Source organism: Spirosoma sp. 209 (genome assembly GCF_002006735.1).
Classification (GTDB): domain Bacteria; phylum Bacteroidota; class Bacteroidia; order Cytophagales; family Spirosomataceae; genus Spirosoma; species Spirosoma sordidisoli.
This window is the reverse complement of sequence record NZ_MVEC01000006.1, coordinates 59,874-78,574: the sequence shown is the minus strand read 5'-3', so window position 1 is coordinate 78,574 and position 18,701 is coordinate 59,874. Positions and strand designations below refer to the sequence as shown.

At 58.7% G+C, this 18,701-nt stretch carries 12 protein-coding genes; 3 read left to right on the top strand and 9 right to left on the bottom strand.

The window, feature by feature from the left end:
* Positions 1-1,356 (top strand): polysaccharide pyruvyl transferase family protein, encoded by a 1,356-nt coding sequence (locus B1C80_RS11425; protein ID WP_077921229.1) that lies wholly within the window; start codon positions 1-3, stop codon positions 1,354-1,356.
* 143 nt (positions 1,357-1,499) lie between these two features.
* Complete coding sequence (locus B1C80_RS11420; RefSeq protein ID WP_077921228.1) at positions 1,500-2,867, top strand: alpha-L-fucosidase; 1,368 nt, start codon at positions 1,500-1,502, stop codon at positions 2,865-2,867.
* Between the two features lie 331 nt (positions 2,868-3,198).
* On the opposite strand, the gene B1C80_RS11415 is transcribed toward B1C80_RS11420, so the two are convergent.
* From B1C80_RS11415 to B1C80_RS11380, 9 genes are all read right to left on the bottom strand, one after another.
* Positions 3,199-4,425, bottom strand: coding sequence for a Pycsar system effector family protein (locus B1C80_RS11415; RefSeq protein ID WP_077921227.1), 1,227 nt, complete (start codon positions 4,423-4,425; stop codon positions 3,199-3,201).
* Positions 4,426-4,450: 25 nt separating this feature from the next.
* Positions 4,451-4,831 carry a BamA/TamA family outer membrane protein gene (locus B1C80_RS28700; RefSeq protein WP_236648772.1) on the bottom strand — a complete coding sequence of 127 codons (381 nt, stop codon included), beginning with the start codon at positions 4,829-4,831 and terminating at the stop codon, positions 4,451-4,453.
* A complete protein-coding gene (locus B1C80_RS11410; RefSeq protein ID WP_236648729.1) occupies positions 4,798-8,100 on the bottom strand; it encodes a metallophosphoesterase in 3,303 nt (1,100 codons plus the stop codon). The genes B1C80_RS28700 and B1C80_RS11410 overlap by 34 nt, the downstream gene beginning before the upstream one ends.
* A gap of 16 nt (positions 8,101-8,116) precedes the next feature.
* On the bottom strand, positions 8,117-10,444 hold the full coding sequence (locus B1C80_RS11405) for a GAF domain-containing protein (RefSeq protein WP_077921226.1): 2,328 nt from the start codon (positions 10,442-10,444) through the stop codon (positions 8,117-8,119).
* 94 nt (positions 10,445-10,538) lie between these two features.
* Positions 10,539-10,799, bottom strand: a complete 261-nt coding sequence (locus tag B1C80_RS11400) for an acyl carrier protein (protein ID WP_077921225.1) — start codon at positions 10,797-10,799, stop codon at positions 10,539-10,541.
* An 82-nt stretch (positions 10,800-10,881) separates the two neighbouring features.
* The gene (locus B1C80_RS11395) at positions 10,882-14,046 is read right to left on the bottom strand and encodes an efflux RND transporter permease subunit (RefSeq protein ID WP_077921224.1); all 3,165 of its coding nucleotides are present in this window, start codon (positions 14,044-14,046) and stop codon (positions 10,882-10,884) included.
* A 53-nt stretch (positions 14,047-14,099) separates the two neighbouring features.
* Complete coding sequence (locus B1C80_RS11390; RefSeq protein WP_077921223.1) at positions 14,100-15,149, bottom strand: efflux RND transporter periplasmic adaptor subunit; 1,050 nt, start codon at positions 15,147-15,149, stop codon at positions 14,100-14,102.
* A 128-nt stretch (positions 15,150-15,277) separates the two neighbouring features.
* Positions 15,278-16,618, bottom strand: coding sequence for a TolC family protein (locus B1C80_RS11385; RefSeq protein ID WP_077921222.1), 1,341 nt, complete (start codon positions 16,616-16,618; stop codon positions 15,278-15,280).
* A 53-nt stretch (positions 16,619-16,671) separates the two neighbouring features.
* Entirely contained in the window at positions 16,672-17,307 is a 636-nt protein-coding gene (locus tag B1C80_RS11380) for a TetR/AcrR family transcriptional regulator (protein WP_077921221.1), read from the bottom strand.
* A 308-nt stretch (positions 17,308-17,615) separates the two neighbouring features.
* On the opposite strand from B1C80_RS11380, the gene B1C80_RS11375 reads away from it, so the two are divergent.
* Entirely contained in the window at positions 17,616-18,593 is a 978-nt protein-coding gene (locus B1C80_RS11375; protein ID WP_077921220.1) for a type I phosphomannose isomerase catalytic subunit, read from the top strand.
* The last annotated feature ends 108 nt before the right edge of the window (positions 18,594-18,701 follow it).

The following is an 18,701-nucleotide window of genomic DNA, read 5'->3' as shown; positions in this document are numbered from 1 at the left end:
ATGACAACAAGACGCGACTTTATCAAACTATCGGCGCTGTCGTCGGCAACGGCGATATTGCCAGCCGAATCCCTGCCAGGGGTAGCCGATCGACCCGCCGTTGCTCCCCCCAGGAACCCGGTTATTCTGCTCCGGTCGTCCTGGAACGATGCCAACATCGGCGATCAGGGCCACACCCCCGGTACGCTGCGTCTGCTGGAACGGTACGTACCCGAAGCCGAGATTCTGCTGTGGCACCAGGACCCGCGGCCCGAAACGGAAAAAGTCATCACCCGACATTTTCCGAAGGTGAAAATCGTGCGCGGTGCCTTCTACGACCGCGATAAGCCCTTTGAGGGAGAGCTGAAAGAGGCTTTCGACCGGGCCAGCCTGTACATAGTCAACTCAGGGATGGTGTATAATTACGGGCTGTTCGGCTACGAATGGGGGACTACCATGGCAGGGCTGACGCCTTTTTATTACTGCCTCGACCGCGGCATTCCGTTCGGCTTGTATGGGCAGTCGTTCGATAAGTTCGCGCATCCGGCCATGCCTGTCTTTAAAGACGTGCTGAGCCGGGCCGCGTTTATCTACTGCCGCGACGATGAGTCCCGGGCGTTCCTGAGCGAGCATGCGTTCCGGCCCGGCAAGCTGGAGTTCGGCCCCGACGGCTGCTTCGGCATCGACGTTCGTGATGAAGAGAAAGGAATGGCTTTCCTGAAAAAGAATGGGCTGGAGGACCAGAAATTTCTGACGGTCGTGATCCGGACCAACACCCCGCACCTGTACGATAAAAGCAAAGGCAGTCCGCTGAACCCGGCGCAGCCAACCCCCGCCCAGCAGGAGCAGGACCGGCAGCGGCTGGGCAAAGTGCGGGAGCTCATTACGACCTGGGTCAGAGAAACGGGCCTGAAGGTGCTGCTGGCGCCCGAAGTGAGCAAGGAAGTGGCGCAGGCCAAAACCGGCGTATACGACCAGCTCTCCGCCGATATTCAGCGGCAGGTGGTCTGGCGCGATACCTACTGGAATGCGGACGAAGCCATGTCGGTTTATGCCCGCGCCCATTCGATGTTCGGGATCGAGCCGCATTCGCTCATCATGGGGCTGGCGTTGGGCGTGCCCGTTGTTCATGCGCGGCCCCTGGCCCACGGCCGCAAAGGCTGGATGTTCCGCGATATCGGTCTGGGTAACTGGCTGTTCGAGATCGACCAGACCCCCGCCGAAGCCCTGAGTGCCGAATTGTTGACTATTCACCGCGACTATCCGGCCGCAAAAGCCAGGGTGAACAAAGCCATGGCCTTCGTGCGGCAACGGCAGGCCGCTACCATGCAGGTTGTTCGGCAAACGGTCGGGCTGTCGGCGAAGAAAAACCAGTAGCGCCCCGGGGGTCGCCGGAAAGCTGTCCCGGTAGAATGGATGGGCGGTACGAGGCCGTTCGCAGAAATCTGACAGGTTCACCAGTACTCATTCCAATTTATTGGCTTCTTTGCAGGACTATTGACTACTGATTGTTTCCCTGCATGAAATTGACGTATGTAACCGCCCTCCTGCTGGCGAGCCTTCTTTCGGGTACGGTCAGCCAGGCCCAACCCAAACCAACCCCCCGCCAGCTAAACTGGCAGCAACTGGAAACCACGGCGTTTCTGCACTTTACGGTCAACACGTTTACCGATAAAGAGTGGGGCGATGGTACCGAAAGCCCGGCTATTTTTAACCCGACCCAACTCGACGCCCGGCAGTGGGTGCGGGCCCTGCGCGATGCGGGATTCAAAATGGCCATCATTACCGCCAAGCACCACGATGGCTTCTGCCTGTGGCCAACCAAACTGACCGACCATTCGGTAAAGGGCAGTCCGTGGAAGGGTGGCAAAGGGGATGTTGTTCGGGAGGTAGCCGATGCCTGCCGCGAGTTCGGGTTGAAATTCGGCGTTTACCTGTCGCCCTGGGATCGGCACGAGCCACGCTACGGCACGGCCGCCTACAACGACTATTACAAGGCGCAGCTGCGCGAACTGCTGACCAACTACGGAGAGGTGTCGGAAGTCTGGTTCGATGGGGCCAAGGGCGAGAATGCCAAAGACATGACCTATGATTTTGACGGTTACTGGGCACTGGTTCGCGAGTTGCAGCCCAACGCGGTTATGTTTTCCGACGCCGGACCCGATGTGCGCTGGGTCGGCAACGAAGCCGGTAATGCGGGCGAAACCTGCTGGTCGATGATCAATACCGATGGCATGGCGCCGGGCGTGGCCGACTCGAAATACCTGAACACGGGCGACCCGGCGGGTAAGCGCTGGATTCCGGCCGAAACCGACGTGAGCATCCGGCCCGGCTGGTTCTATCACCCTGCCGAAGACAGCAAAGTCCGCTCGGGGGCCAATCTGGTGAATCTGTATTACCAGTCCGTCGGGCGGAACAGCCTGCTGCTGCTCAACGTGCCGCCTAACCGCGACGGGCTCCTGTCTGATTCGGATGTGGCCAGTCTGAAAGCGTTCCGCACCATTCTGAACGAAACCTTCCGGACCAACCTCGTGGCGAAGAATCCCAAACTAACCGACCGAAAGCTGAACACGTTCGTGACGCTGCCCGCCAGCCAGTCGCTGACGGTCGACCTGGCGGGCGAGTCGTCGTTCGACCGAATTTCCATCCAGGAAAACATCGCCAGCGGGCAGCGCGTATCGGGCGGACGGGTCGAGTACTGGGATGGCCGTGCGTGGCAGCCGCTGCAATCGTTCACCACCGTGGGCTACAAGCGGCTGCTGCGGTTTCCGGCAGTGCGTTCCTCGCGGTTGCGGTTCTCGTTTACGAGCCTCGGTGGCCCCGTTGAACTGGCCGAAGTTGGTGTGTACAAGGCATCGGCCAGCGAAGCGGAGATCAGCCAGAAATAATCAACAACGGCCCGGCTATCGGCCCGTCAGTGATCGACAATAAACAGGCCCCGTGCAGAGCATGGGGCTTTTTACATGTCACTCCCGCCGGAGATGGATCACGTTGGCTGCGGGGAGGCTATGGACATATCACCCCCTGACGGGATTGTTTGGGGAAGATACTTGCTGACGTTAGTCCGCTCGAATGGGCTGGGGGGTATAAAATCGGGTCTCATCACGGCTTTACCTTCTCAACTGACTTCCCCAAACAACCTCTGAGGGCTTTTGTACTGCTTACAGACGCAGGCAGGTGCCCCCGGGCTGCGTTGGGGCGATTGATGGTTGGGTGTCGTTATTTGCCGGAGTAGAAAAAGACGCCGAGGAAGGCCAGCACCGATACCACAAAGCCAAACATAAAGATGTTGTAGGCCACCCGTAGCAATTTGTATTTCTTGCCCAGTACCCTGCCCAGGTAATATATATCGCGCGTCATGGAGCTGTAGAGATAGGTGCTGTCGCGCATCAGCTCACTGATGCCCCACTCGTATTCGCCCAGGCTCATCTGGTGGAAGTTGCCAAAAAAAAGGAGGTTGCCCTTTCGCTGCTGAATGTCTTCGTGGGAGAAAGTGCCCTGGGTGACGTTGGGGCGGGTGGCCAGGATAGCGAAGATGATCGTCAGAATAGACGTGGTCAGGAACAGCGCCGTGGGCACAATCAGACTCGGGTTTTCTTCGATTCGGCGGGGCAGTACCGATACCAGTACCGACACCATAATCGAGTTGACGGAGATCATGATGTTGGCTTTGCTATCGGCAATTTCGCTCAGCCGCAGGTGATTGGTCGATGTGGTCCGGAACATGGTTTCTATCCCGCGGTCCGGGCGATTCTCCTTGTCTTTTTTTCGACCTTTTTCGGGTTCACTGGCCGGAGCGGCTGGCTGCGGCTGGGCTTCCGTAACCGCACTGGCCGGGGAGACGGCTGCCTTTTCGGCCTGTTTGTCGCGCATCCGTTCCAGGTTCTCGGCCTGTCCTTTTTGCAGGTGCCGCTGTGCATACGGGGTAAAATACCGATGCTGTTCGAGCAGGGCTATGTTCTGCTGCCGCCAGTAGCTGCCCGAAATCGACTGCCTGCTCAGTTGCTCCAGCTCTTTCCTAAGCCGTTTCTGCCGGTCTTTATAGGCGTCGGAGCCCAGGTGGTACAGATCGGCGTCGCACAGGATTTCTTCGGGCAGCGTTTGGGGCGATTGCGGCATTTGGGTTGCCAGAATACAGCGCTGCACCCGGTCGATAAGGTCGGCGTCGGCCCCGGCTTCCCGCAGGTAGGCCGCGGCCAGGTCGGCGCTGGCGGTTTCGTGCTGCTCGGGTGGGCCTGTCAGGTAGCCCAGATCGTGGAACCAGGCCGCGGCCATCACGGCCAGGTAATCGGACTCGCTAAGGCTGGCATGCTGTGCCAGTTCATCGACGGCGTTGACCACCTCTTTGGTATGCTCCAGATTATGGTAGACCAGTTCGGGGCGGGGGTGCTCCTGAAAGAAGCGGTGCACGTAGTTTTTTAGGTGGTGAAGATTGATGGCCTGCATAGGGCAGCGGGATTGGAAGTAAAAATCAGAATCGGAAACCCATAGAAACGTACGGCAACACCCCCTCGGTCGACAAACCGGCCTGTGCCGTTATGACCAGCAGACTGGCCGGGGTCACGTACAGCCCGCCCCCGTAGCCGTTATGCCAGCGGTGCGACGACTCGCCGGTGAACCATACCCGCCCGATGTCGTGAAAAGCCGTAAGCCCGACCTGGCCCGGAAACAGGAATGACTGAAAGCTGAATAGCCTGAGCCGGGCTTCAAGGCTGTGGTAAAGCATGTGGTTACCCGCAAAACGGAAGTTTCGGAAACCCCGCAGGTTATCCTGCCCGCCTAGGTACAGCAGTTGGTAAAAGGCCGGGTTGCCGTACGTCAGGCCGCCCCCGATCCGGTGGGCCAGTACCAGCCGCCCGGCCGGGTCCAGGCGCGTATACAGATGAAAAGCCGACTGAAGCTGCGTAAGGTGTTGGCCTGCTGCCCGAAACCCTGTAGCCCCAGCAGGGTGGTGTGCCAGTAAACGCCCCCGATCGGCTGCGCCGGATCGGTGCGGGTGTCGAGGGTTATACCAGCCTGTATACCGCCATAACTTTCCCGCTGTAAAAAAGCCGCCGTTCCCTGATCGGCCAGATAGCGCTCGATAAACCGCCCCCGGTTGTCGGCCAGGTCGAGGCTGAAATACTGAAAGACGGGCCCCGCCGATATACTGGCGTGCGTACCCAGCGCGTGCCTGAGCTGGGCCGACGCCGTGATGAGGTTATAACGGGTGCGGTAGTATCTGATCCGGCGGGTCTGGTCGTAGGCCGACTCGTTGCCGGGGCCGAAGAAGTTGGAGACGTTGGTAGGCGCTTTCGCCACGGCGTTGACGACGAGGTCGTTTCGGCCGATTACGTCGGTGAAGGTGCCGCTGTACCGGAGCGATACGGCGTCGGTGGCGAGCGCCCGGCTGATCAGGAGCCGGTTGTCGGTCGCAAACGGGGCTTTCCGGAACCCGTGGGTTTTCCATTGCACCCCCGCGCCGAGCAGCAGGCCGTCATCCAGGTTATAGCCTGCCGACAGCAGCGGGGCCAGCCGGTCGTAGGTGAATGCGTGCGGATCAAATTGGTTAACGGCTTTGTCGGTGCCGGGCCGCAGCCGGGCCAGGCCGGGCTCCGGCAGGGTATTGGCTTCGGTTGTCCGGTCGTAGATGAATGGTTTGCCGGGTGTACCCGTAACGGTGAAGACGTCGTTGCCCTTGCCGCCGATGAGCCGGATGGTTACGTTGGCCTTCTGCGTTCCGCCGACCTCGAAGCGGTCGTTGCCTTTCTGTCCGTACAGCCGGATCTCGCGCGTAACCGACGTGTCGAAAACGCGGTAGTACAGCCGCCGGGCATCGGCCCCGTCTTTGCCGATCTTATACACCGAAACCGCTACATGGTCGTCGTCCCGATGGTCGACGCGAAACAGCTCGGCTTTATCGGAACCGGGTATGTCGACGGTTTTGGCCAGAAACCGGTAGTAGGTCAGCCCCTCGCGCAGCAGCCAGCCGCGACGGGCCCGCAGCGTCTCGAACAGCCGATCGCCCGACTGCTGCCGAACCGCTTCGGGGAGCTGGCCGATGGCCTGGCGGAGCACACTGTCGGTCAGCGTGGTTTGCAGATCCGTAATCTCGTTTATCCAATCTCGCGTGGAAAGTTCCTGCAGGAACAGCCGGTCGAAGTAGCGGGCGTTCGTCATCAGCCCGTTTACGTTGCCCAGCTTCGTGGCAAATCCCTGAAATTTGGGCTGTAGCCACGGCAGGGCCGCCACCGAGGGTAGCAGACCGCCAGCCCTGAAAAAAGCCTGGTCGCGGTCGCGGGGAATGGGGTAGTATGTTTTGCCGCCGGTGGTTTTGCGGGAGCCCCACCGCCACTGGTCTTCGTGCCGGTCCCAGTCGCCGATCAGCAGATCGAGCATCCGGGCCCGGAGTACGGCCCGCTGGTCTACGCGGTTGTCGTTATCGTCGGCCAGGGCTTCGAGGACTTTGGCGGTGCTGACCGACTTGCCATCGACCGGATTACGCTCTTCCAGCAGGGCTACCGACTGCCCGAAATCGGCCTGGTAGATGCCCAGGGCGGGGTCGTCGGGTACGTAAACCAGGCGGGGTGTTGCGTGGGGAACCCCGGCGGCTTCGGCCAGGGAAGCGACGGCCAGTGGCGCAAACGGAAACCCGGCCGATATTTCATCCTGCAACACGTCTTTCGCAATGGTCTGGCGCAGGGCCACCGGCAGGGCACCGGTCGGGTCTTTCTGAATACTCCGCAATACCCACTCGCGTCCATCGACATTCGCCAGCCGCAGCGATTTGGTCTGCATACCGCCCCCCCGCTGGAGTATGGTGAAGCCGCCCAGGGTATGGGTCAGGTCAAAGACCGGAAAGGTAACCGGGGTGGCCCAGGTCTGGCGGTAGTTGTTGCCCAGCAGCAGCCGGTGAACGCCACCTACGCTGTCGTAGGCCGGGGCTATGGCTACGGTAACGCTGTCGGGCCAGCGGGTGGAACGAGCCGACCCCGTCCGGGTTGAATCAATAGCCGGAAGCCGGCCGAAGATCGGAGCCGCATGGACCTGGGTAGCCGTGGCGGCTTCGTCGACGGTATGAAAGGTGGCGTTGAGGCTGCCACTGGTCAGCTCATCGAGCACCACGTAGCCCCAGTCCGGGCTGACGAAGCGAGCCAGTTTCCCGGACTTCACCCGCTCCCGGTTAATACCCGATCCGCTGACAATATACGACCGGTTGTTATCGACAATGTGCTGGATGGAGTGATCATGACCCGACACAAACACGACATTCGGCACCTGGGCCAGCGTGGTTTCGATGGCACGGACCATCTGCCGGTAGGTCGGGTTGGCCAGGTCCTGAATGTTGCCGAACACCCCCCGCACCAGCGGATACAGCGACCCTATGCCGGGCAGGGGTACGAACAGCCGGGGCGCAAAATCGGTCAGCGGGAAAAGGTGCTGCCGGGCCGTATAGTAGCCGCCGTGGATACCGTAACTCCGAAACGGGTGGTGCGTAGCCAGAATAAGCCCTTTTCCCTGGTTGCGGTACGCAATATCGCGGAGCCGAACCAGCACCTCGTCCTGGGTTTTGCAGGCGCAGTCGGAATCGGTGCCGGGCTTGTCGTAGGGGTGGAGCCACCATTGCGTATCGAGGATGACCAGCACCAGCCGATCGCTGAGGTGTATTTCTTCCGGACCCGGGCAACCGTCGGCGGGCAGCAGGCGGATGTTGGGCGCTTTCAGGCTGTCGATCCAGCGGCCCTGCTGCCGGATCCGTTCCCAGCCGTCGGGTTTGCCTTTGCCCCAGTCGTGATTGCCGGGTATGAACAGGATGCGGCTTTGTTTGCCGGGCTGGGCCTGGTACCGCAACACCTCGGTCTGGGCGCTGTAGTCGGGGCTGCCTTCGTCGGGTAGTCCGCGCGGATATACGTTATCGCCCAGGTACAGCAGGGTGGTGCGGGCGTTGTTGAGGTCGTATCGGGCCGTTACGGCGTCGACAACCGGGTTGCGCTGCTGCCGAAGCCGACCGGCATCGCCAATCAGGATAATCCGGTGCCGAACCGAGTCGGGCGGGGCCGTCTGGGCCAGTGCCCGTGGGTAGCCGCCGACCAGACCAATCAGCACGGCCAGCCCGCAGGCTATGTTATGTAGTGATTTCATGCCGGTGGGGTGACGGTCAGTCAGGATACTGGATGGCTACCCGGAGGGCTTTCAGGGTAGCAACCCCCTGTACGGGTTCCAGATCAACGTAGTCGAGGCCCGGCTTCAGCTTGCCCTGCCGCTGGAGTTCGGCAATAAACGGCAGGTATTCAGCGATCTCGTCGGAGTAGGTGTATACCAGCGCGATGGTGTCGGGCTGGGTGAGCCGCTCGTTCGTGTTGCGGATGTTTACCTTGTCGATGCGTTTTTTCAGCACCTCGTACCGGATGCTGTAGGAGCCTTCTACGTCGAACCGGCGTTCGTCGCGCCGGAAGCTGATGTCTACGGCCTGGGTATGCGCCAGAATCAGCTGGGTGGTCTGTAGCGGCAACGGAAGTTCGGGACGCAGCTGATGGGTAAGCCGGGCCATATCGACCATCGACTTCAGCTGCCACTGGTAGAGCTGCTGCCGAACCGTTTCGGGGAAGCTGGTACCGGGCGCAATCGACTGGCCGGCGTAGATGCTATACTCGGTGCCGTCGGTGCGATACCGCTCGAAGTAATGGGGAAACAGCGCCTGTAGCTCTTTTTCTTCCTGGTTGATGTAGTTGTTGACGACGTTGTTCAGCCGATCCATGGTTTGTTCATAGGCCGACAGCGCCTGATTCACGAATCCGGTTTTGGGGTCGATCTGCGCAAAATACTGGCTGATGGCTGCCGTCAGGGCCGGCTGTTCGGTTTGCAGCCGCTGTAAATACGGCGCCACTTCGTCCTGAAAAAACAGGGTAATGCTTTGCTCCTGGTCGGGCGTAAGTCCGTTGGTGAGGTGAGTCTGCCATTGGTAGCTGCTCAGCATCAAATTGTTGTGGCGATCGCCGACGGCCGGTTGTCGAACCTGGTATAAAATCTCTTCGATCAGGCTCAGCTGATTCAGCAGGTCCTGGCGAATGGCTTTCTGCCGCTCGGCAGACGAATTTCGGATGTCGACGGCCCCATAGAACGGGTAAACCTGCGGAAAACGGATCGGCAACGGACTCGTATGGGCCGGGTCGGTGGTGGGCTGGCTTATCTCGGCCCAGGCGGTTTCGTAGAACTTCCACTCAACGGCCGGTTGCAGCGAGGTAAACTTGGTCCGGATATACGTCTCCAGCCTATCCTGAAACTGCTGGAGCTGGTAGCGGATGAGTTCCTGAATCAGCGGCAGCACCCGCTCGATATGCCCCAGCATGGTCTCGTCGAAGGCGTTGGGTTGCCGGCTTCCCATCTCCAGAACCCCCAGCATCTCTCCGCCAACCACGATCGGGTAGAGCAGAAAGCTGCGGAACCCTTTGCTGGCCAGTAGCTGATAAGCCGGTTGGGGGAGTGCACTCAGGTCGGTGACCAGGTGCGGACAGGGGTTGCAGCTCAGCTCGCTGACCATCGTTTGGGTCATGAGTTCATCGCAGTCGTCCATGCGGAGGCCCGAGAATCGCAGAAAAACGCTCCGCTCGTGATTATCGGGCAGAACGACCGGCTGTCCGTTCACTTTGGGCAGCGGCAACAACCCGATTTCGAGGCCGGGCTGACCGCAAAGGTTGCGCAGGGCCGTCTCGAAATGGGTATAGGATTCGGGCTCGGTGGCAGAGGTAAGGTGCACAAACACGTCGCGCAGCTGCTGAATGGACTCGGACTCGGTTACGTCTTCGACCCGAAAAAAAGAAAAGCCTTCGAAGGTGAACTCCTCCAGCGGCAGCGGCTGGACCTGGGCGGGCAGGGGCGCACTACCCCGGGCAAACTCGATCCAGGCGGGCTGAAGAGGGGGCAGCTCACCGGTAGCATACGGCTCAACGAACGATATGTTGACGTCCAGCTGGTAATACTTTGTCAGGCCGCTTACTTCCTGCTGAAACCGGAACGACAGGCCGGGACTGTACGGCATCGATACGTCGTAACATTTCTCAAGGATAAGCCGGTACAGAAACCGCTGTTTGCTGGCCGGGTCGTCATGAACGGGCGGGGTAACCAGCAGCTGAGGAAACTGGCTGATCAGCCGTTCCAGCGCGGGCGAATGATGAAAAAGCCGCAGGGGCATCGGAAGCCCAAAGGCGTACGGAACAGACTGGCTGGAGTCGGCCAGCGGCAGAACCGCCGTGGTAGCCAGCTGAAAGTAGTTGCTGAGCGTATCGGCCGGCAGCGCGTCGAGCGACTGACTCGTCAGGGTGGCTACCGGCTCAAACTGCTCGATGAGGTAGGTGTACAGCCGGGCCATACTGCCTGAGCCGGCCGCCTGACGCTGGGCGTTCAGGTAGCGGAGAAACGGACGGAATGACAGCTGGTACCGGAGCGACTGCTCCCTTCGTATAGGTTCTTCAATAAGCGTTTCCATATGAGTTGATGGAAAAAGCTGTGCTTGCCGCCGGTTGGCCGGCAAGCACAGTGTAACGGATGGTCGTGTAAAGAGGTCATCTGATTAACACGCTTTATAAGAGCTGCGTTTCACCAAACGTCAGTTGATTTCTCAGATAATCCTTCAACTGGCCGAGCGTCTGAAGCTGCCACCAGTCTTCGTCCGGAATCCGTATGCTGAAACCGGATTCTACCTGGAGTAATAAGTCGGTAATGTCGAGCGAGTCGAAGCCCAGGTCGCGGCTGAAATGAGCCTGGTCGGTCAGGGCGGTGGTGCTGATGCCGGTGTTGGTCAGGATAGTACGAAGCTGATTGTCGATTTGCTGCGATGTCATGAGTTAGCTGGGTTGTTTGGACATGAGAATGAATGAGTTCGGACTATACCGGGCGGATATAATCCGAACAAGGTCGATACGGTCAGGAAACCAGCACGTCGGCAACGGGCTCGCTCTTCTTCGAGGGGCTGAAGCGGGTGCTGAACCACTGCTGCGTCCGGTCAACGAGGTAGTAGACCATCGGTACCAGAAAGACGGTCAGCACCATGGAGCTGGTTAGTCCACCAATCAGTACCCAGGCCAGCGAGTTTTTCCACTCGGCCCCAGCTCCGCTGGCGGTGGCAATGGGAATCATACCGATAACCATGGCGATGGTCGTCATCAGAATAGGCCGTAGCCGCTCTTCGCCCGCGTGCAGGATGGCCTGCCGGAAGGGCACACCCTGCGCTTTCTGCTGGTTGGCGAAGTCGACGATCAGAATGGCGTTTTTGATAACCAGGCCAATCAGCATCAGCATCCCCAGCATGGCAAAAATGCCGATGTCCGACGAGGTGAGCGCCAGGGCCAGCAACGCGCCTACTACCGCCACCGGTACCGAGAACATAACCACCAGCGGGTAGATGAAGCTATCGTAGAGCAACACCATGATGAAATAAACCAGCAGCAGCGCAGCCAGCATCGCGATCCCCAGCGACCCGAAGCCTTCGCTCTGGTTTTTGGCATCGCCCCCCCAGCTGATCGTTACCCCGGCGGGCAGCGGATTTTTGGCGAGGTCGGCCTGAATGACGCCCGTGAGCGTTCCCGATCCCGTACCGAGGGTGTTGGCCGTTACCGTTACGGACGACCGGCGGTTTTTGCGTTCCAGCAGCGAAGGGCCGTTGCTGAGCGATACGTTGGCAAACTCGGCCAGCCGCACCGTCCGGTTGGCCGCGGGGCTGTAGAAGTTGATGCGCTTCACGTCGTCGGGGTTCTTGCGGTCGAAAGCGTCCAGCATCACCCGGATGTCGTAATCTTCGCCACCGTCCCGGAAGCGGGAGTCGTCGTTACCCGCAAAGGCGTTCTGCAGGGTGGCGCCAACGGTCTGGATGTTCAGACCCAGCCGGGCCATTTTTTCGCGGTCGATGTCGACCCGTACTTCGGGGTTACCCGATTCTACGGATACGTTGACGTCGTTGGCTCCGGGGGTTCGGCGGAGCCGATTGGCCAGGTCTTCAGCAGCGGCCAGGTTCTGGTTCACATCGTCGCCACTGAGGAAAATCTCGATGGGTGCCGTACCGGAGTTGACAATACCCACCACCGATGAGTTGAATTCGATGGCCGGAAACCGCTGGGCAAGCTCCTGCCGAACGGCAATCATATAGGCTTCGGTAGGCTGCTGACCGGGCCGTTCGTCGGCGGGGGCCAGCTGTACCGTCAGCTCACTGCGGTTGGTTTCGCCCTGTCCGGTGCTGTTGAGACCGGTGCTGGCGCCCCCTACGTTGGCAAAAATGGTCTGCACCTCGGGCTTTTTGCGCAGGTAATCTTCGATCGACCGCGCGGCCAGGTTATTCTGTTGGAGCGATGCGCTCTTGTCGAGTTTCATGGTGAGCAGAAACTTGCCCTGATCACCTTCGGCGACGAACTCCGACCCGATAATGCCCAGGCTCATCACCCAGCCCGTGAAGGCAAACATGGCGACAAGGATGCCCGTGAAGGCCAGCTTATGACTCAGCACCCAGTCGAGCGACCGGTGATACCAGGCCGTGAGGGCGGTCAGACCCCGTTCGAACCAGAGCAGAAACGCCTGGAAGGGGTTTTTAGGATTGAGGTGTTCGAGTTTGGCCAGCCGCGACGTCAGCCAGGGCGTCAGGGTGAAGCTGGCCAGCAGACTGACCATCGTGGCGAAGGCTACGGTCAGCGAAAACTGCCGCAGCAGATCGGCAATGACCGAGTTGACCAGCGTAATCGGCACGAACACCACCACAATGACGAGTGTAATGGCAACGGCCGCAAAGCCGATTTCCTTCATGCCGTCGAGTGTGGCCTGCCAGCGGTTCTTCCGACCCGTCGGACCGTCCATTTCGAGGTGGCGCTGAATGTTTTCCAGCACCACGATCGAGTCATCGACCAGGATACCGATTACCAGCGACAGGGCCAGCAGGGTCATCAGGTTGAGCGAGTAGCCCATGACATACATGAACAGGAAGGCCGAAATCAGCGAAGCCGGTACCGATACCATGACGATAAAGGCATTCCGGACGCTGTGCAGGAACAGCAGCATCACTACCGCCACCAGGCCAATGGCCAGAAACAGATCGTGCGTAACGGCTTCTACCGAGGCCAGGGTGAACACGCTGCTGTCGTAGGCAATGGCGAAATGGACGTTGTCGGCCTTGTTGTCTTTTTCGATCTGCGCCAGTTTTTCCTGCACGGCCCGGCTGATCTCGACGGCGTTGGCGTCAGACTGTTTCTTGATGAACAGACCGATCCCGTTCTGACCGTTGTAGCGGCTGATGCTGGTGGGTTCGGTGAGTCCGTCGGTTACGTTGGCTACATCGCCGACGCGGATGGGGCTGCCGCTGGGTCCATGCGTGGCCACGACCAGCTTCCGAACGTCGTCCAGTGAGGTGAACTTGCCCGCCAGCCGCAGGGTCATGTTTTCGGCGGTGTTTTTTACTTTACCGGTCGGGAAGTCGAGGTTGGCCTGGTTGATGGCCTGGGTGACCTGCAGCAGGGATAGCCCGTAATAGTTGAGCTTGTCGTCATCGACGTTCACGCGGATTTCCCGCTTGTCGCCCCCCACCATCGCGATGTCGGCAACGCCTTTGATCTGTTGCAGCACGGGCAGGTAGCGGTCTTCCATCTGCTGGTAGAACACCGCGTTCGGCTGCGACGAGGTGGCCAGGAGCTGCATGATGGGCTGGTCGCTGGGCGATATCTTCGACAGCGAGGGCTGCTGGGCATCGTCGGGCAGGTCGCTGACCATTTTGTCGATCTCGCGCTGGGCATCCTGCATGGCTGCGTCGATATCCGTACCGGGCTTGAACTGCACGATCAGGACCGACGCATTCTCGAATGACTTGGCCGTCACTTCGTCGAGGTTGTCGAGCCCCGACACGGCATCTTCAATTTTCTTGCTGACCTCGGTTTCTACTTCCGAAGGGGCCGCGCCGGGGTAAACGGTCGTCACCGTAATGGTGGGTACCGAAAATTTGGGCAGCAACTCGTAACTCAGCAGATTGTAGGAGAACAGGCCACCAATGGTCAGTACCGCAAACAGCACGATAATGAGCGAGGGGCGTTTGATGATCGTTTCAACGAAATTCATGATCGTAGATGGAAGAGTGAAAGGGCCAGCGCGCTGTGCGGGTGCCCGCTACGTTATTGAACCACTACCGGCGTGCCGTTCTGGAGGTTGATCTGACCGCTGGTAACTACCTGGCTGCCAGCCGTGAGGCCGCTGATGATTTCGTAGTAGTCATTGGTCGTAGCGCCAATTTTGACCGGCTTCAGTACCGCCTTGCCTCCTTCAACTACGTACACCTGGGGCTGCTTCTCCGACCCGACAATAGCCTGACGGGGTATGGCCAGCGTCTGGCTTTTCAGCTGGCTGGTGTTGGCTATGGAGCCATACATGCCCGCCCGCAGCGGATGGGCGGCTGAGTTACGTACGGTAATTTCGACGGGGTAGTTATGGGCCGCATCCCCTTCGGCGCTGATCATCGAGACCCGGCCCGTAAACCGAACCTGGGGATAGACCTCCGTTTCGACGGCTATCGACTGGCCCACCCGGAACTGATTGATCGATTTTTCGGGTACATCGACGACCAGCTTCAGGCTGGAGATGTCCGTTACTTTGGCAATGGGGGCACCTACCGACACAACCGAACCGCGCTCGGCCATTTTCTCCGTCACGATACCGGCAAACGGAGCCGTAACGGTGGTATTGGCCAGCTGCTTCTGAAGTTGCTTGATCTGCGCCTGGGTGGCCCGGATGCTGAGCTGAGTACGTTCCAGGTTAATGGCCGGCGTTGCGTCGCCTTTCACCAGGGTCTCATACCGTTTGAGGTCGTTCTGATACCCTTCGAGGGTTACCTGCAAGGCTTCGATCTGGTACCGGATCTGTTCGTCGTCCAGCTTGGCAATGAGTCGGCCGGCGCCTATCGTCTGCCCCTCCTCGATGGGGAGCTGAACGATCTGGCCACCCGCCTGCGGACGGATTTCGATGGTGCGGTTAGGCGAAAACGAGCCCAGAAATTCGCTGGCCTGCGTCAGATTGCGTAGTTCGGCCGTGGCTGCGCGAACGCCTACTTTCTGATCGGGATTGGGTTTGTAGACCCTGGCTTCTACAGCCTCTTTGTTGTTGAGGAGCGTCCAGGCGGTCAGGCCCAGCGTAGAGATGAGGGCCAGTACGGTTAGTATGCGTTTCATAACCTGTTTCGTTTTTGGATTGTGGTATTTGATGGTAGGGCAGTCGCAGCCACCCGGGCGGTGCTGGTCATACGGCCGGTATAAGCAAGAGAGTGCTGAAAAACGGATGAGTGAGAAACCGGGTCGGCTTATCGGCTAACGAGGCTGCCGGTTGCTTTTTTCCAGTCCAGCTCGGCCGTGCGGAGCCTGACCAGGGTGTTGAGGTAGTTGTTCTGCGCGTCGCGGAGGGTGTTTTCGGCCTGCACCACGTCCGTAACATCGACGGTGCCTTCCTTAAACTGGAGTTGGGTCTGGGCGTAGACCCGCTCGGCCAGGGTTACCTGACTGCGGGTAGTGCTCAGGTTCTGCTGCTGCACCAGAAACTGGTTGCGGGCGTTGGCAATCTCCATCGAGATCGATTCCCGCACCTGCCGCGACTGAACATCCAGCTGCTGATTGTCGATGCGTTTCTGGCTGAGCTGGGCCTTGCGGGTCAACCCGTCGAACAGGTTCCAGTTGAGCTGAAGACCTACCCAGTAGCCTGGTACATTTTTGAGGTAGGAGTTATCACCCCCCACGGCAAATACCGTACTGTTGGCAACGCCGTAGGCCGTCAGGGTCGGCACGAAGCCCGCTTTGATATTCTGCTGCTCCAGGCTGTTCAGCGTTCGCTGCTGATCGAGCAGTTGCAGGTCGGTTCGGTTGATGGTGTATTCGTTGGCGGGCGCAACAGGAGTGGTTTCGTCGATGGTGGTGCGAATCGTGAGCGAGTCGGTTTGGGGAATTCCTGCCAGGAACTTGAGCGTGTTGAGCAGCTGATTGTACGTAGCCTGTAACGACTCGATCTGCGTCTGGGAGGAGGTGCGGCTCAACCGCAGCCGGTCCACATCGACGCCTTTGGCCAGCTGGTTCTGGCGAAGCAGATCGGTAATACCAATCAGGCGCTCGGTAGCCGTTACGTTGCTCCGCAGAAACGCGATCTGCTGGGCCGTTGTCTGCAGATTATAATAGGTAGCCGATACGTTGTAGGCGACGTCTTCTCTGACTTTCTGGGTTTGCAGGGCCGACAGGTCGCGGCTGGCTTTGGCGGCTTTGGTGGCTATCAGCAGCGACTGGTTGTAGAGCGGCTGAACGGCCTGTACGGTTGTCGACAGGTTATAGGGCAGACCAAACGCCAGCACCTGATACGTACCGTCCGGACCGCCAAAGGCCGATGCGGGCACAACCTGCCCCGGAATTTTCAGGTACCGTTTGTAGTCGCCGGCCAGGTTCACCTGGGGGCGGGCGCCGGCTTTCACTTCGGCAATCCGGGCCTCTGTTCTAACCTCGTCGAGCCGCGCCGACTGAACCGAAAAGCTGCTGGTCTGGGCTTTGGCCAGGAGCTGATCGAGGGTGTACTCCTGAGCCCGAACAGACGAGCCAGCGGCCAGCAGCGCAACGGGGAGCCACCACCGGGCCAGTCGTCGGGATTTTGATTCTGTTTTAAACATGGCGTATAATTAATCGTTTTAAAAGTTTGTTTAAAATTAGGGCAAAAAAAAGGCTATGCCTTTTCTGATTCGAATAAGTAGTTGGTTACCATATCGATAACGAGGTTCTTGTGCGCGTCGGCAAACTTCGTGAACTCGTCTTCGGTCATGTTCCAGATTTGCGTGGTCATGGGTTTGCTCACGAACAGGAAATGGATGTTGGATACCATCATGGTCATGAGGTGCATGGAACTGATGGGTCGAATGGTGCCCTGTCTCACTTCCCGCTGAACCTGTTCGTCCAGCATCGAGTGGTGGAGGACTTTCTGCAGGCCAATCATCTTGCCCATCCGCTCCGGGTTCCGATGTACCTCGTTGAGGATGAAGTTGATCAGGCGGGGGTTTTCGCGCAGCATCCGGAAGTCATGCTCGATCAGTTCGGCAATTTTCTCGCGCAGGCTGATCGGCTTGTTCAGAATGGCCGACATGCCGGTAAAGAAGAACTCGGTAATCTCCTCGAAAATGGTGACAAACAGCTTTTCCTTGCTTCGGAAGTAATAGTTGGTCAGGGCAATGTTGATCCCGGCGGCTTCGGCAATATCGCGCGAAGTGGCCCCGTCGAATCCCTTCTCCAGGAATACCTGCCGGGCAGCTTCCTTGATACGCTCTTCGGTAGACTGGGATGGGAAACAGTTCATTGCTTTTTTCATTGGGCAGTCAAAAGTATGTGTTAGTCAAACAACGCGCAAGAAGATTGAATAGTTTTTTTAAACAAACATTTAAAATCTTGATTTTGGCTAATTAATACCCGGTAAACCAACAAAATAGGGGTCATAAAGTAGCTATTTCCTAATTCTTTTAACCCTGAAGTTGCCCGTCTTCCATTGAATCGACAAACCCCGTACCTTGCCGGTCCGTTGTTGATGCCAAACCTGGCCGCAGGAACGGTAGCCCGACTGTCAGACAATCTCCTGACGGGCTTTGGCGCACTATGTATCGTTAATCATAGCTTATTTATATGTATCCGCTTACGTTCGAAACTATTTTCAAAGACAAAATCTGGGGTGGTCAGAAAATTAAAACGGTTTTGGGGAAAGACTTTTCGCCCCTGCCCAACTGCGGAGAAACCTGGGAGGTGTCCGACGTTGAAGGCAACGTATCGGTTGTTCGGGAGGGCGCGCTGAAAGGAAAATCGCTGCGCGAACTGGTGCAGCAGTATAAAGGAGAACTGGTAGGGCAGCGCGTATACGAACAGTATGGCGACCGGTTTCCGTTGCTGATCAAATTCATCGACGCCAACGACGACCTGTCTATTCAGGTACACCCTGACGATAAGCTGGCTGAGCAGCGCGGGAGCGGCTACGGCAAAACCGAAATGTGGTACATCATCCAGGCCGACGAAGGGGCCAGGCTCAACTCGGGTTTTAACCGGGAGGTCAGCCAGGAAGAATACGTAAAAGCCGTTGCCGATAATACCATTCAGGACCTGCTGAACATCGAAGAAGCCCAGGCCGGCGATGTATTTTTCCTGCCCGCAGGCCGGGTCCACTACATTGGGAAAGGACTGCTGCTGGCCGAAATTCAGCAAACGTCCGATACGACCTACCGCATCTACGACTTTGACCGGGTCGATGCCACAACCGGCCAGAAACGGGAGCTCCATACCGAACTCGCCGTCGATGCCATCGACTACCACCATTACGACCAGTACAAGACCGCCTACGAGCGCAAGCAGAACGAGAGCGTCAACGCCGTTAAAAGCGACTATTTCGTCACGAACGTGCTGAACTTCAGCCAGGAAGTCGAGCACGACTATACCCACCTCGACTCGTTCGTTGTCCTGATCTGCGTATCGGGCGGGCTGACCGTCAATGCACCCGGAGGCTATAGCGTTTCGCTCAAAATGGGGCAGTGTGTGCTGATTCCGGCTTCGGTCCGGAACGTTACGCTCGTCCCCGACGGCGACATGACCGTGCTGGAAACGTACGTACCCTAACGGCGCCGGACACCCTCAGGTAGTCCTTCCTGACCGGGACAGTCATTCGTGCTCATTCAGTAGTTTACGGGCAATCGCTACTTAATGACCACGAATGACTGTTAATTC